We start from the raw sequence: 13,778 nt of genomic DNA on the forward strand, positions 1-13,778 counted from the left end.
GGACGGTGCCTAGTCGCCGTTGCCCGGCATCGGCGTCGTCTTCTGGATCTGCATCAGGAACTCGGCGTTCGACTTCGTCTGCTTCATCTTGTCCAGGAGCAGCTCGATCGCCTGCTGCTGGTCGAGCGCGTGCAGCACACGGCGCAGCTTCCAGGTGATGGCGAGCTCATCGCTGCCGAGCAGGATCTCTTCCTTGCGGGTACCGGACGCGTCCACGTCCACCGCCGGGAAGATGCGCTTGTCGGCGAGCTTGCGGTCGAGCTTGAGCTCCGCGTTGCCGGTGCCCTTGAACTCCTCGAAGATCACCTCGTCCATGCGGGACCCGGTGTCCACCAGCGCGGTGGCGAGGATGGTCAGCGAGCCGCCGTCCTCGATGTTGCGGGCCGCACCGAAGAAGCGCTTCGGCGGGTACAGGGCGGTCGAGTCGACACCACCGGACAGGATGCGGCCGGAGGCGGGCGCGGCCAGGTTGTAGGCACGGCCCAGACGCGTGATGGAGTCCAGCAGGACGACCACGTCGTGCCCGAGCTCGACCAGTCGCTTGGCGCGCTCGATGGCGAGCTCGGCGACGGTCGTGTGGTCCTCGGCCGGGCGGTCGAAGGTCGAGGAGATGACCTCGCCCTTCACCGACCGCTGCATGTCGGTGACCTCTTCCGGGCGCTCGTCGACCAGGACGACCATCAGGTGGCACTCGGGGTTGTTGTGCGTGATCGCGTTGGCGATCGCCTGCATGATCATGGTCTTGCCGGTCTTCGGCGGGGCCACGATCAGACCGCGCTGGCCCTTACCGATCGGCGACACGAGGTCGATGATGCGGGTGGTCAGCACGCCCGGGTCGGTCTCCAGGCGGAGCCGGTCCTGCGGGTACAGCGGCGTCAGCTTGTTGAACTCCGGCCGCCCGCGCCCGGATTCGGGCGCCATGCCGTTGACGGAGTCCAGACGGACCAGCGCGTTGAACTTCTCGCGGCGCTCGCCCTCCTTCGGCTGACGGACGGCACCGGTGATGTGGTCACCCTTGCGCAGGCCGTTCTTACGGACCTGGGCGAGGGAGACGTACACGTCGTTCGGGCCGGGCAGGTAGCCGGACGTGCGGATGAAGGCGTAGTTGTCGAGGATGTCCAGGATGCCCGCGACGGGGATCAGGACGTCGTCCTCGGTGATCTGCGGCTCCTGCACGTCGTCGCGGCCGCGACGGCCACGGCGGTCACGGTAGCGCCCGCGACGGCCACGGCGGCCGCCCTCGAAGTCGTCGTCATCCTGCTGCTGGCCACGGTCCTGACGACCGCCACCGCCGCCCTGCTGCTGGCCCTGCTGCTGGCCGCGCTGGCCGCCCTGCTGGTCGTCGCCCTTGCCCCGGCCGCCGCGGTCACGGTCCCGGCCGCGGTCACGGCGGTCGCGGCGGCGGCCCTCGCCACCGTCGCCGGAGTCGGACTTGGCGTCGTTCTGGGACTGCTGCGACTGCTGCGCCGGCGCCTCGGCCTTGGCGTCGTTCTTCGCCTCGGCGGTGACCGTCTCGGCGGCGGAGGCCGGGGATCCGGCGTCGGCGGTGGCACGGCGACGGCGGCGCTCGGCGGGCTCGTCGTTGCTGGCGGGCTGGCCGGGAATCTCGATCTGCTGCTGGGCCACGGCCTTCTCGGCCTTGTCGGCGGGGGCCTCGGAGGCCTGCTTCGCGTCCGCCTTCTTCTCCGCCTTCTCGGCGTTGTCCCCCGTACGGGTCCGGGAGGTGGCGCGGCGCTTCGGCTTGGTCTCGGCGGGGGCGTCGGCCTTCGCGGCCGGAGCGGCGCCGCCGGACGCCTGCGCCTCCTTGATGACCTCGATCAGCTGGCTCTTGCGCATACGCGCCGTGCCCTTGATGCCGAGGCCGGATGCGACCTGCTGCAGCTCGGCCAGCACCATGCCCTCGAGGCCGGTACCGCGGCGCCGCCGGGAGCCGGCACCGGTGGCAGGCGCGGAGGCGTCCGTGGCGGGCGCGGCAGCGGTCTCCTCGACACGTGCGCCCATCAGATCGGTGGTGTCGCTCACGAAGGGTCCTTCCCTGGAGCGGACGTCGGCCTGTCTGGCTCGGCGACCGGTTGTGCTGTCCGACTTCGGTCCGTGTGGTGTGAACCGTGCCGGGGCGGTGGTCCGCCTAAGCGGCGGAGGAATCTGGTGATGGCGCTTCCTTGAGCCGTGGCACCCAGTGTCAGTGTCACGCGGCGTGGTCGCACCGGTTCCGGAGCGTGCCCTGCGCCCCGCTCAGTGTTCGCGTACGGCGTACGGTCCGACGTACGAAACACAGTGCGGCTTGGGGGGCTCCCGGAAGAATGTCTGTCCCGGACGGGGACACGAGGCACCTCGCCATGGTGGGGTCGGGTGCAGACTTGAGGTTAACACTACCGGATCCAACAAACATTCCCCCTCTCCAAATCCGGCAACCGAGTGCTAAAAGTCGCCGGGTGCCGCGAGCGGAAGAACGCTCGCGCCCTGTGCGTCGAGGCTCAGCCGGTTCGCGGCCCAGTCCGCGCCCGCCAGGGCCTCGACCTTGTCGGCGGTGCCCTCGTCGGTCAGTGCCATGACCGTCGGTCCGGCGCCGGAGATGACCGCCGGGACACCCTCGGCCCGCAGCCGCTCCACCAGCGCCGCGCTCTCGGGCATGGCGGGGGCGCGGTACTCCTGGTGCAGGCGGTCCTCGGTGGCGGGCAGCAGCAGTTCGGGGCGCCGCGTCAGGGCCTCGACCAGCAGGGCGGCCCGGCCCGCGTTGACGGCGGCGTCGATGTGCGGGACGGAGCGCGGGAGCAGTCCGCGCGCCGTCTCCGTCAGAACCGGCTTTCCTGGCACGAAAACCACCGGAACGATGGAATCGGCGGGCTCCATCCTGATCGCGCGGGCCGCTCCGCCCTCCATCCAGGACAGGGTGAAGCCGCCCAGCAGACACGCCGCGACGTTGTCGGGGTGGCCCTCGATCTCGGTGGCGAGCTCGAGCAGCGCGGTGTCGTCGAGCTTGGCGTCGGCGCCTATGGTCACGGCGCGGGCGGCGACGATCCCGGCGCAGATGGCGGCCGAGGAGGAGCCCAGGCCCCGGCCGTGCGGAATGCGGTTGGCGCAGACGATCTCCAGGCCGCGCGGCTGTCCGCCGAGCAGGTCGAAGGCCGTGCGCAGGGAACGGACGAGGAGGTGCTTCTCGTCGCGCGGGAGCGTCTCGCTGCCCTCACCCGCGATGTCGATGTGCAGCCCGGAGTCGGCCACCCGGACGACGACGTCGTCGTACAAGCCCAGCGCGAGGCCGAGGGCGTCGAAGCCCGGGCCGAGGTTGGCGCTGGTGGCGGGGACGCGCACCCGGACGGCGGCGGCGCGGAACGCTGGACCGGCCATCGCTCGATGACTCTCCTTGAGCTGCGTGATTGTCGAATGACGTTCGATGGACATTCGATGCGTACGAGAACCCTGGGGGCCGCTGCCGACCGGGATGGCCGGCCGCTGTCCCGGCCGCGGAGACGGCGCGGCACCGTGCTCTATGCGGAGGCATATGCGGCGGGCGGGTTCAGTACAGCCTATCGAAAGAAGGTTCTGTGGCGACATAGGGCGCACAGGAGGCGCACGATGCGTGTCGTATGAGCCCTGTGCACCCCCTGTGGGGTACTTCCCCGGGCAAGCGCCGTCTTACGCCGGACCGTGCCGAGCGCTACACCGGCGCTCGGCACGTCCGCGCAGGTCAGGCGAGTCCGAGGCGCTCCGCCGCGGCCGCCGAGTCGACGGGGACGGTGACCGGCTGCGGGGCGCCGGCGACGGCCCAGTCGGGGTCCTTCAGGCCGTTGCCGGTGACGGTGCACACGATCCGCTGCCCCGGGTCGACCTTGCCCTGCTCGGCGGCCTTCAGCAGACCGGCGACGGACGCGGCGGACGCGGGCTCGACGAAGACGCCCTCCTGGGAGGCCAACAGCCGGTAGGCGCGCAGGATCTCACGGTCCGTCACCTCGTCGATGAAGCCGCCGGACTCGTCCCGCGCGGCGATCGCGTGGTTCCACGACGCCGGGTTGCCGATGCGGATGGCGGTGGCGACGGTCGACGGGTCCTTGACGATCTCGCCGCGCACGATCGGGGCGCTGCCGGAGGCCTGGAAGCCCCACATCCGGGGGGTCCGGGCGGAGACGCCGTCGGCGGCGTACTCCTTGTAGCCCTTCCAATAGGCCGTGATGTTGCCCGCGTTGCCCACCGGCAGGACGTGGATGTCGGGCGCGTCGCCGAGCATGTCCACGATCTCGAAGGCGGCCGTCTTCTGGCCCTCGATACGTACCGGGTTGACCGAATTGACCAGCGCGACGGGGTAGTTGTCGCTCAGGGCGCGCGCGAGGGTGAGGCAGTCGTCGAAGTTGCCGTCGACCTGGAGGATCTTCGCGCCGTGCACGAGGGCCTGGCCCATCTTGCCGAGCGCGATCTTGCCCTGCGGCACGAGCACGGCGCAGACCATCCCGGCCCGCACGGCGTACGCGGCGGCGGAGGCCGACGTATTGCCGGTGGAGGCGCAGATGACGGCCTTGGCCCCTTCCTCCTTGGCCCGGGTGATGGCCATGGTCATGCCGCGGTCCTTGAAGGACCCGGTGGGGTTCGCGCCCTCCACCTTCAGGTGGACCTCGCAGCCCGTGCGCTCGGAGAGCACCTGCGCGGGCACGAGCGGTGTGCCGCCCTCGCGGAGCGTCACGACCGGCGTGGTGTCGGATACCGGCAGCCGGTCCCGGTACTCCTCGATGATTCCGCGCCACTGGTGGGTCATTGCTGGTTACTCTCCTTCAACCCGCATGATGCTGGCGACACCACGCACGGTGTCGAGCTTGCGCAACGCCTCGACGGTCCCGGTGAGGGCGGCGTCGGACGCACGGTGCGTGACGACGACGAGGGAGGCCTCGCCGTCCTTCCCCGACTGGCGAACCGTATCGATCGAGACTCCGTGCTCGGCGAACACGGTCGCGACCTGGGCGAGAACACCCGGTTTGTCGGCCACGTCGAGGCTGATGTGGTAGCGCGTGACCACGTCGCCCATCGGCGACACCGGCAGGGCGGCGTAGGCGGACTCGCCCGGTCCGGTCGCGCCGCTGAGCCGGTTGCGGCAGACGGCGACGAGGTCGCCGAGCACGGCGGAGGCGGTCGGGGAACCGCCCGCTCCGGGGCCGTAGAACATGAGCTGCCCGGCGGCGTCGGACTCGACGAACACGGCGTTGTAGGCACCGCGGACGGAGGCCAGTGGGTGGCTCAGCGGGATCATGGCCGGGTGCACGCGCGCGGTGACAGACGCACCGTCAGCGGCCCGCTCACAGATGGCGAGCAGCTTGATGGTGCAGCCCATCTCCCTGGCGGAGGCGAAGTCGGCGGCGGTGACCTCGGTCATGCCCTCGCGGTAGACGTCGTCGAGACGCACGCGCGTATGGAAGGCGATGCCGGCGAGGATGGCGGCCTTGGCGGCGGCGTCGAAGCCCTCGACGTCGGCGGTGGGGTCGGCCTCCGCGTACCCCAGGGCGGTGGCCTCGTCGAGGGCCTCCTGGTAGCCGGCCCCGGTCGAGTCCATCTTGTCGAGGATGAAGTTGGTCGTGCCGTTGACGATGCCCATCACCCGGTTGATCTTGTCGCCGGCGAGGGACTCGCGCAGCGGCCGGATCAGCGGGATGGCACCGGCGACGGCGGCCTCGTAGTAGAGGTCCTTGTCGTGCTGCTCGGCGACGGCGTGCAGGGCGGCCCCGTCCTGGGCGAGCAGCGCCTTGTTGGCGGAGACGACGGAGGCGCCGTGCTCGAAGGCGGTGGTGATGAGGGTCCGGGCGGGCTCGATCCCGCCGATCACCTCCACCACGACATCAATGTCGCCGCGCTTGACGAGGGCGGTGGCGTCGGTGGTGACGAGGTCCTGGTCGATGCCTTCCCTGACCCGGTCGGGACGCCGTACGGCCACGCCCGCGAGCTCCACGGGGGCGCCGATCCTGGCGGCGAGGTCGTCGGCGTGCGTCGTCATGATGCGCGCCACCTCTGAGCCGACCACTCCACAGCCCAGCAGCGCCACCTTCAGCGGACGCGTACGCATCATCCGACCTCGTTTCCTCATACCGTCTACGGTTGCACCAGTCTCACTCACCGGACGGGACTTTCTGCCCTTCGTCCGGATCGTGAGATATCTATTTCATTTGTACGGGGGTGGGAGACAGGAGATCTTCCACCATCCCCGGCGTGGCTCAGCCGACGTCGAGACGCAGCAGATCCTCCTCGGTCTCGCGGCGGACGATCACCCGGGCCTCGCCGTCGTGCACGGTGACGACCGGCGGCCGCAGCACGTGGTTGTAGTTGCTGGCCATGGAACGGCAGTAGGCGCCCGTCGCGGGTACGGCGATGAGGTCACCCGGTGCCAGGTCGGCCGGCAGGAACGCGTCCTTGACCACGATGTCCCCGCTCTCGCAGTGCTTGCCGACGACACGGGCGAGCATCGGCCCGGCGTCGGAGGTGCGGGAGACGAGCGCGACGCTGTACTCGGCGTCGTACAGCGCGGTGCGGATGTTGTCCGACATGCCGCCGTCGACGGAGACGTACGTCCGCAGCCCGTCGAGGGGCTTGATGGTGCCGACCTCGTAGAGCGTGAAGGCGGTCGGACCGACGATGGCGCGGCCCGGCTCCACGGAGATGCGCGGCGTGCGCAGCTTGGCGGCCTCGCACTCCCGCGTGACGATCTCGGTGAGCGCCTTGGCGATCTCGTGCGGCTCGCGCGGGTCGTCGTCGCTGGTGTACGCGATACCGAGCCCCCCGCCGAGGTCGATCTCCGGCAGCTCGACGCCGTGCTCGTCGCGGACGTCCTTGAGCAGCGAGACGACCCGGTGGGCGGCGACCTCGAACCCGGACATGTCGAAGATCTGCGAGCCGATGTGGCTGTGGATGCCGACGAGTTCGAGCCCGTCGAGCTGCAGGGCACGGCGTACGGCCTCGGCGGCCTGCCCGCCGGCCAGCGGAATCCCGAACTTCTGGTCCTCGTGGGCGGTGGCGATGAACTCGTGGGTGTGGGCTTCCACACCCACGGTGATCCGGATCAGGACCTTCTGCCGCTTGCCGAGGCTCTGCGCGATGTGGGCGACCCGGGCGATCTCCTGGAAGGAGTCGAGCACGATGTGGCCCACGCCGGCCTCGACGGCCCTGGTGATCTCGTCGACGGACTTGTTGTTGCCGTGGAAGGCGATGCGGTCTGCGGGCATGCCAGCGGAGAGGGCGGTGGCCAGCTCGCCGCCGGAGCAGACGTCGACGTTCAGCCCTTCCTCGTGCAGCCAGCGCACCACGGCACGGGAGAGGAACGCCTTGCCGGCATAGAAGACGTCGGCGTCGGTCCCGAAGGCGGTGCGCCACGCACGCGCGCGGGCCCGGAAGTCGGCCTCGTCGAGGACGTAGGCGGGGGTACCGAACTCCTCGGCGAGCTCCGTGACGGCGATGCCGCCGACGGTGACGACACCGTCCTCGTCCCGCCTGACGGTCTCGGCCCACACCTTGGGGTCCAGGGCGTTGAGGTCGGTGGGCGGGGCGGAGTAGTGGCCCTCGGGGAGGACATCGGCGTGACGGGGCCCGGCGGGGTGTGCGGAACGGCTCATGTTCGTGTCTTTCAGAGGTGATCGGGTGCGTCGATGCCGAGCAGGGACAGGCCGCCGGCCAGCACCGTCCCGGCGGCTTCGGCGAGCGCGAGCCGGGCACGGTGGGCGGCCGAGGGTTTCTCCTCGCCGAGGGGCAGCACGGCGGAGAGCAGCGGCAGCGTGGCGTCGGCGACGGTGACGAGGTGCCGGGCCAGGCGGTCGGGGGTGTGGTCGGTGGCGGCGGCCGTGAGGACACGTGGGTGGTCGCCGAGTGCGGCGATCAGCGGTGCCGTGTCGGGTGTGTGCGCGGGGCCGGGCTCGGGCCGGAAGCCGAGGTCGTCGGCGTTGCGCAGCAGGGCCCGGGTGCGGGCGTGGGCGTACCGGACGCGGAAGAGGGGGTTGGCCTCCCGCTGGACCAGATGATCGCCGGTGATCCTGGGCCGGTCGTGCGCGGCGGGGTACAGCAGGGCCCAACGGGCGGCGTCCCGGCCGAGGGGAAGGGGGTCGGTGGGGGCGGGGACGGGGCGGATGGTGACGTCGGGGACGGGCCGGAGGGGGTGGGGCCCTGGGGAGGGGTCCGGCACTCGGGAGGGGTCCGGCACTCGGGAGGGGCGGGCCTCCATGCCGCCGGGATCCACACCACCGGCGGCGGAGGAGATACCGCCGGCGTCCGAACCCTCGCTGTCCACGCCCTCGCTGTCCACGCCCTCGTTGCGCACACCCTCGGTGTCCAGGCCGAGGACGGTTCCCCACTCCGGCGCGGGCCGCCCGTCGTAGCTGACGCGGACGGAGTCGCCCTGGCTGCGCAGCAGCCGGGCCGTGGCATCCGCGACCACGACGGCACGGACCTCCGCCGGGCACCGGAGCCGGACGACGTTCCCGCTGGGCCCCGCGGCGTGGCCGTACCGCCGCCCGCGCCGCAGGATCTCTTCGATCAGCGCGACGGAGGCGCCGCTTCCCAGGCTGAGGTTGAGGAATCCGGCACCGGTGACGACGACGTCGGTGATGCGGTGGTCGTCGAGGAGACGCGCCCGCAGGATCTCGGCAACGCACCGGGGCGGCTGCTCCGCCGCACGGGCCAGTCGGAGGGCGATGTTGGTGGCGTAGTCGCCGCAGCCCCCTGGCCCTGGCCTGGTGACCACGGCCCGCTCCGGCACGGCCACGCTGAGCTCGCCCTCGTCGACAGCGCGACGCACGGCGTGCAGCACGGTGCGGGAGAGTTCGACGGGGGTCACGGGCACAAGCGTATGGGAGGAGGGGGGTGGGTATGCGAACCGGTTTAGGGAGGGTCCGGGATGTGGACGGCGGCTTCCCTCAGGAGGCCGAGCGGCCGCTCGTCACCTACGGTACGGCCGGCTGATCGACGGTCTGCGCCCGGGCGGTATCGCCCCCGATGTCGGGGACACCACCGCCCTGCCTCTCCCGACGCCGGGCCCGCTCCATCAACTGCCGCACCATCCCGACCAGTTCGGCGGGCTCGAAGGGTTTGGCGAGGAAGGCGTCGACGCCGACTTCGAGCCCGGCCTCGACCTCGGGCTGGGTGCAGGCGCTGATGATGGCGAGGGGCAGGTCACGGGTCAGCGGATCGGTCCGCAGCCGGGCGGCGGTCCTGAGCCCGTCCAGCCGGGGCATGACGACGTCGAGGGTCACGACATCGGGCCGCACCTGATGAATCACATCAAGACACTCGGCACCATCGGCCGCGGTCACGACCTCCAGCCCCTCCAGCTCGAGGTTGACCCTGATCAACTGCCGGATGACCTTGTTGTCGTCCACAACAAGCACCCGACCCGACGCGCCTGGCACAACTCGAGAGTAGGTCGGCCCCGGCCACCGCGTCCGGGTTTTCCCCACTTCCACCCCGCACGGGCGACCCACACACCCGCCCCCGGCAGCGGAAACCCGTTGATGACCACCCCGAGGGAGCTGGTAGTGTTCTACCCGTCGCCGCGAGCAATCGCGCCGGACACGCCCCCGTAGCTCAGGGGATAGAGCAACGGCCTCCGGAGCCGTGTGCGCAGGTTCGAATCCTGCCGGGGGCACCCTTGATGAGGTGCCTAAAGACCCCGTGACCAGCGAAAATGCTGAGTGCGGGGTCTTTGTGTTTGTGCAGACGTGTGCCGGTCGGAGCGGGCGTATGTCGAGGTCCGTGGACGAGGCGTGGACGGGATCTTGAAGCATCGCCGCAGGTGAGGGCCTAGAGATGGTGCGGGTCTATCAGCCCCATGCGGTCCCCCTGCCCTGGCAAGGGCGGAGATCGCGGACGCCGTGGCGGCGCTGTAGGCGGGACCGCATTGGCAAGGAGGCAAAAGTGCGGGTGAGCGGGCGGCGGACGGGAGCACGCGCAGCAGCCAACTTACCTACTTCATACGACCGTTCGAAGCAGAGGCCATCTTGCCTGCACGAGGGAGGTCAGGAACCTCAGCAATCTGACAAAACGCCGAACTAACAGGTGTGCGACATCTAGACTCCGGACAAGGGCAGCGAGCCACGGACAATTCGGAGGGGAAATGAGCGCGAGCGGGACCCGCACTTGCTCTTGGTGCGGCGAGGGAGGGCACGACAGGCGGTCGTGTGACGTCTCTTCTAACGCTGGGAAGTGCAGCGTGTGTCACTACCGCGGGCATGACAAGCGCAATTGCCCGCGCAAGTGAGGCAGCATCACCGCAGGTAAGGCACGAAACGAGGAAGGCCCCAGACGATATGCCTGGGGCCTCAGTGTTGCGGCGAGACGTCTCACTCGTACTCGCGCAGCAGGTCCTCGATCCGCCGGTTAGCGACGTCCTGCCGTCCGTCGAGGCACTTGGCGTAGCGGGTCAGCAGGACCTCGACGCTGTTGCCGGCGCGCTCGGCCACCTCGGTGGGGTCGACACCGGCGTTGAGCCACGTCGACAGCGCCGAGTGCCTCAGGTCGTACGGCCTACTCGCGAGCGGCGAGGCCGCGACGGCCGGCGGGAGCGCGAGGAGCCGAGCTTCCTGCCACACGCGGTAGTAGGTCGAGGACGGGACGACCGAGCCCTTCTCGCTGAAGAACAGCCGCCCGTCGTCCGCCGTGCCGAAGGTGGCCAGGTGCTCGCGGAGTACGGCGACGAGGTGAGGCGGGATCGGCACCCGCCTCACGTCCTCGGTCGGCCGGTTCTTCAGCCCGCGGTCGTCATGTGTCTCCCCCGAGTCGGTCCACTGCTTGCCGACAGACGGACGGGTCCGGTGGAGCAGCGCCGAGCCCCAGCCCTGCTCGGGAAGCTTCAGGTCCGTCTCGACGAGGCCGACCGCTTCCGCCGGCCGTAAGCCACCGAAGTACATGGCGGCGAACAGACCCACGAGGCGGCGACCACGGGCACGCCGGTACCCACCCACGTAGGAAACCGCCGCCAGGAGGTTCCGTGCCTGCTCCGGATTGGCGACCACCCGCGGGTCGACCTGGTTGGACACCTTCGGCTTCTGCCAGCGGACAGCCGTGATGGGGTTTTCACGCAGCTCCCCCAGGTCGACGGCGTAATTCGCGGCATTGACGAGCGTCCGACGCTTGCGCCGCACGGTCTCCGCCGCTGCCGCCGTGCCGTCGAGCTTGAGCTTCAGCGAGTCGAGGACCGTGCGAGCCGTGGCCGCTTCAGCGAGATCGGCGAGCGGCCGGGATGCCTTGGATACCCAGTGGAGAATGTTCTGCACGTCACCCGGGACTTCCCGGTCCCCGGGCCCTGGCAGCACAAAGGCCCAGTTGCGCAGTGCTCTGCGGATTTCCTCGTCGGACGGTCGTCCGGCGCGTTCGTCGAGGAGTTCCAGCGTCACGCTGGTGAGAGCTTCGTTGATGCCGTCCCGTGTGTTGGGGGCGGCATGAGGCCACTTCATGGCGAGGTACCTGAGAGCGAAGGCGTACCACGACACTGCCGACTTCTTCTCTTCCATCGAGGCCGGAAGTCCCGACTCCGTGTCGAACTCCTCGCCCTCGCGCATCGCACGCATGAGCTTCGTGCGGTAGTGGTCGGCAAGCGCCTTGGTGCGGAATGACTCCGAGAACACATTGCCTGCGACGGACCAGCGGACACCGTACGAAGGCGTCTTGGTGTCCCGCTTACGGACTCCCCAGACCTTCACATCGAGCGACTTCACGCCGCCTCCTCCAGCTGTCGCAGCCACGTGTTGAAGTCACTCCGCCGAACCCGCAGCTCTCCGTTGGGCAGCTTGAATGCGGCCGGCCCGTACCCGAGTTCTCGCCAGCGGTAGAACGTCCGACGGGAGACACCGCCCAGCTCATCCAGGACTTGCCGAACGGTCATCAGCTCGTCGCGACGGGCGTCCATGTCGGTTCTCCTTCCGTTCCGGGGGCGGGTTCGAGGGACGCAGCGAGCCAGGCCTCGCCGTTACTCAGGCCGGTTCCGGCGAAGACCCAGTGGGCGAGGACGAGCGTGGTTTCGCCGTCCTGGGGAACGGCCGTGGGCGCTTGTGCGCGGCGCCATTCGGCGCGGGCGTCACGGAGGGCGCCGAGGGTGGTGGAGTAGCGGCGGGACTTGGTGGAGAAGTGGCCGCGGAAGCCGAGCATGTGGGCCCAGGCGCGTAAGCGGAGGTGTTCGAGGTCCTTGCGGGCACCGAGGGTCCAGGCCGTCCGGATCATGCGCCGGGCGTGGTCGGTGATCCGGGCCTGTGCGAGTTCGGCGAGGAAGCGGATGGGCCGGTCCAGGGTGCCGGTCGCCGTTTCGGCGCCTTTGGTGGCGTACTTGGCGATGTACGCAGCCACGGCCCGGTCGGTCAGCTCATGGCCGCCGTCGAAGCCGGCGGAGCGGATGATGCGTACGTCGAGTTGGCGGCCGAAGGTGAAGGTGTGGGCGCGGCCATCGACGTCGGGTCCGTTGACGTGGGTGGTGGTGACTGCGGCATGGATGGCGTCGGTCAGCAGCTTGGCGGACGCCCAGGCCGGAGGGGCCGTGTCGCCGCCCTCCGGGCCGTCGAGGCGGATGACCGCGTGGAAGTGGACGGCGCCCCGCTTCTGGTACTCGGCGACCTTGGCGAAGGAGACGCGCGCGTGATGCCGAAACGCGCGTTGGGTGAGTCCGGCGCGCTTGGCGATCTCACGTCGCAGGTAGATCGAGAAGCGCCGCCAGAGGGCTCCGGCGTGTGCGTTCCAGAGCACGGCCGCCTCGTAGTCGTATGCGTCCGGGTCGAGGGGCGTGCCGAGGGCCGGGTCTGTGTCGTCGTGCCGGGTGCCGCAGCGGCAGGGCCGCCCGCTGGAGGGGCGGTTGTGGACGGGGCCGAAGCTCGGTGCGGTGAGGGTGGCGAAGACACGCGGGTGTGTGCCGACCTGTTCGGCGGTGCCCTTGCCGCCGCGGAGTCCGGCGGTGATCAGGTGGAAGGTGTCTCGGCGGTAGACCTCCGCGCACGCAGTGCAGCGGTTGGCGCGGCGGTTGTTGCAGCGGACGAGGAGACTTCCGGCGGGCAGGGAGGACGAGTCGAGGTGGTGGAGGACGCGCCCGATCTCTCCGGTTGTCCGGTCGACCGCGTACTCGGTGCGGTGGCCGTCAAGGCGCACGGGGTTGGTGCAGCCGCCCAGGCCGGAGAGTTGGCGGGCCAGCTCGGGCATGGTGCCGAGGGAGGCCAGCATGGAGAGTTCCGCCAGCGGGGGCGGAGTCTGCCGGGTGATGATGGGTCTTCCTTTCGGCCGTTTCGGCGGTTGGGAGGGACGGCCCCGGGGCGGCGGGATGCTTGGCGGCGTTTGCCGCCCCGGCGGCCGGTCAGCGCCTGTTGGCGCCGGTGATGAGTGAGCGCAGGACCGTGGCAGCGATGGCCACGGACACCGCCGAGATGGCGACCGCCGCCAGGAGCGCGGTGAGGACGACGCCGAGGACGACCACGGCGGCGACCGCACCGGCGCCGACCCCCACGAACGGGGCGACCGAGCGGCCGGCGGAGGGAACCGGGGCATGGTCCTGCGGGATGTGGGTGGTGATGCTCGGGACGTGCGGGGTGTCAGGCAGTTTGGGGCGGAACATCGCGGGACTCCTTGTCGGTCGGGGTGTCATTCGTGGGTGCCGTTGACGACGTCGACCCCGGAGCGGGTGCCGGACTCGATGGCCGGGGCGAGGATGGTGTGCGAGAGCCAGAAGCCGAACAGCGCGATCACGACGGCGACCCAGAGGCGGACGCCGAGGAACTTGATCGCGGCCCAGGCGATGACGCCCAGGACGAAGACGAGCGGCAGCGAGACGGTCACGGGAACTC

12 protein-coding genes and 1 tRNA gene are annotated in these 13,778 nt (G+C 70.3%); 1 reads left to right on the top strand and 12 read right to left on the bottom strand.

Annotated elements, in window-relative coordinates; translation table 11 throughout:
- Positions 1 to 9: 9 nt before the first annotated feature.
- The 7 genes from rho to ACWIF2_RS23935 all read right to left on the bottom strand — a co-directional run bounded on the left by rho (position 10) and on the right by ACWIF2_RS23935 (position 9,419).
- Positions 10 to 2,022: a transcription termination factor Rho gene (gene rho, locus ACWIF2_RS23905; RefSeq protein ID WP_454362672.1), complete on the bottom strand. Its 2,013-nt coding sequence runs from the start codon at positions 2,020 to 2,022 to the stop codon at positions 10 to 12.
- Between the two features lie 399 nt (positions 2,023 to 2,421).
- Complete coding sequence (thrB, locus tag ACWIF2_RS23910; protein ID WP_454362673.1) at positions 2,422 to 3,351, bottom strand: homoserine kinase; 930 nt, start codon at positions 3,349 to 3,351, stop codon at positions 2,422 to 2,424.
- Between the two features lie 340 nt (positions 3,352 to 3,691).
- Positions 3,692 to 4,750 (bottom strand): threonine synthase, encoded by a 1,059-nt coding sequence (gene thrC / locus ACWIF2_RS23915; RefSeq protein WP_432966503.1) that lies wholly within the window; start codon positions 4,748 to 4,750, stop codon positions 3,692 to 3,694.
- A gap of 6 nt (positions 4,751 to 4,756) precedes the next feature.
- Positions 4,757 to 6,049: a homoserine dehydrogenase gene (locus ACWIF2_RS23920; RefSeq protein WP_382583517.1), complete on the bottom strand. Its 1,293-nt coding sequence runs from the start codon at positions 6,047 to 6,049 to the stop codon at positions 4,757 to 4,759.
- A gap of 145 nt (positions 6,050 to 6,194) precedes the next feature.
- Positions 6,195 to 7,586, bottom strand: a complete 1,392-nt coding sequence (gene lysA, locus ACWIF2_RS23925) for a diaminopimelate decarboxylase (RefSeq protein ID WP_454362674.1) — start codon at positions 7,584 to 7,586, stop codon at positions 6,195 to 6,197.
- An 11-nt stretch (positions 7,587 to 7,597) separates the two neighbouring features.
- Positions 7,598 to 8,800, bottom strand: coding sequence for an ArgS-related anticodon-binding protein NrtL (gene nrtL / locus ACWIF2_RS23930; protein ID WP_454362675.1), 1,203 nt, complete (start codon positions 8,798 to 8,800; stop codon positions 7,598 to 7,600).
- Positions 8,801 to 8,906: 106 nt separating this feature from the next.
- Positions 8,907 to 9,419 (bottom strand): response regulator, encoded by a 513-nt coding sequence (locus ACWIF2_RS23935; RefSeq protein ID WP_454362698.1) that lies wholly within the window; start codon positions 9,417 to 9,419, stop codon positions 8,907 to 8,909.
- Between the two features lie 116 nt (positions 9,420 to 9,535).
- Here ACWIF2_RS23935 and ACWIF2_RS23940 point away from each other — a divergent pair.
- Positions 9,536 to 9,607: transfer RNA gene (locus ACWIF2_RS23940), tRNA-Arg, on the top strand.
- A 694-nt stretch (positions 9,608 to 10,301) separates the two neighbouring features.
- Here the strand turns inward: ACWIF2_RS23940 and ACWIF2_RS23945 are convergent.
- The 5 genes from ACWIF2_RS23945 to ACWIF2_RS23965 form a co-directional block, all read right to left on the bottom strand.
- On the bottom strand, positions 10,302 to 11,675 hold the full coding sequence (locus tag ACWIF2_RS23945; RefSeq protein ID WP_454362676.1) for a tyrosine-type recombinase/integrase: 1,374 nt from the start codon (positions 11,673 to 11,675) through the stop codon (positions 10,302 to 10,304).
- Entirely contained in the window at positions 11,672 to 11,866 is a 195-nt protein-coding gene (locus tag ACWIF2_RS23950) for a helix-turn-helix transcriptional regulator (RefSeq protein ID WP_030851903.1), read from the bottom strand. The genes ACWIF2_RS23945 and ACWIF2_RS23950 overlap by 4 nt, the downstream gene beginning before the upstream one ends.
- Positions 11,842 to 13,161: a replication initiator gene (locus tag ACWIF2_RS23955; RefSeq protein ID WP_454362677.1), complete on the bottom strand. Its 1,320-nt coding sequence runs from the start codon at positions 13,159 to 13,161 to the stop codon at positions 11,842 to 11,844. Before ACWIF2_RS23955 ends, ACWIF2_RS23950 begins: the two co-directional genes overlap by 25 nt.
- Positions 13,162 to 13,291: 130 nt before the next feature.
- Entirely contained in the window at positions 13,292 to 13,549 is a 258-nt protein-coding gene (locus ACWIF2_RS23960) for a SpdD protein (protein ID WP_454362678.1), read from the bottom strand.
- 26 nt (positions 13,550 to 13,575) lie between these two features.
- Positions 13,576 to 13,770, bottom strand: a complete 195-nt coding sequence (locus ACWIF2_RS23965) for a hypothetical protein (protein ID WP_185013164.1) — start codon at positions 13,768 to 13,770, stop codon at positions 13,576 to 13,578.
- Between the last annotated feature and the right edge of the window lie 8 nt (positions 13,771 to 13,778).

The organism is Streptomyces sp. NPDC055506, assembly GCF_053643595.1.

Excerpts from the sequence above, each read along its gene's own strand:
- thrB (WP_454362673.1), bottom strand. The coding sequence starts at position 3,351 with ATGGCCGGTCCAGCGTTCCGCGCCGCCGCCGTCCGGGTGCGCGTCCCC.
- ACWIF2_RS23950 (WP_030851903.1), bottom strand. The coding sequence starts at position 11,866 with ATGGACGCCCGTCGCGACGAGCTGATGACCGTTCGGCAAGTCCTGGAT.
- ACWIF2_RS23955 (WP_454362677.1), bottom strand. The coding sequence starts at position 13,161 with ATGCTGGCCTCCCTCGGCACCATGCCCGAGCTGGCCCGCCAACTCTCC.
- ACWIF2_RS23960 (WP_454362678.1), bottom strand. The coding sequence starts at position 13,549 with ATGTTCCGCCCCAAACTGCCTGACACCCCGCACGTCCCGAGCATCACC.
- lysA (WP_454362674.1), bottom strand. The coding sequence starts at position 7,586 with ATGAGCCGTTCCGCACACCCCGCCGGGCCCCGTCACGCCGATGTCCTC.
- ACWIF2_RS23920 (WP_382583517.1), bottom strand. The coding sequence starts at position 6,049 with ATGATGCGTACGCGTCCGCTGAAGGTGGCGCTGCTGGGCTGTGGAGTG.
- thrC (WP_432966503.1), bottom strand. The coding sequence starts at position 4,750 with ATGACCCACCAGTGGCGCGGAATCATCGAGGAGTACCGGGACCGGCTG.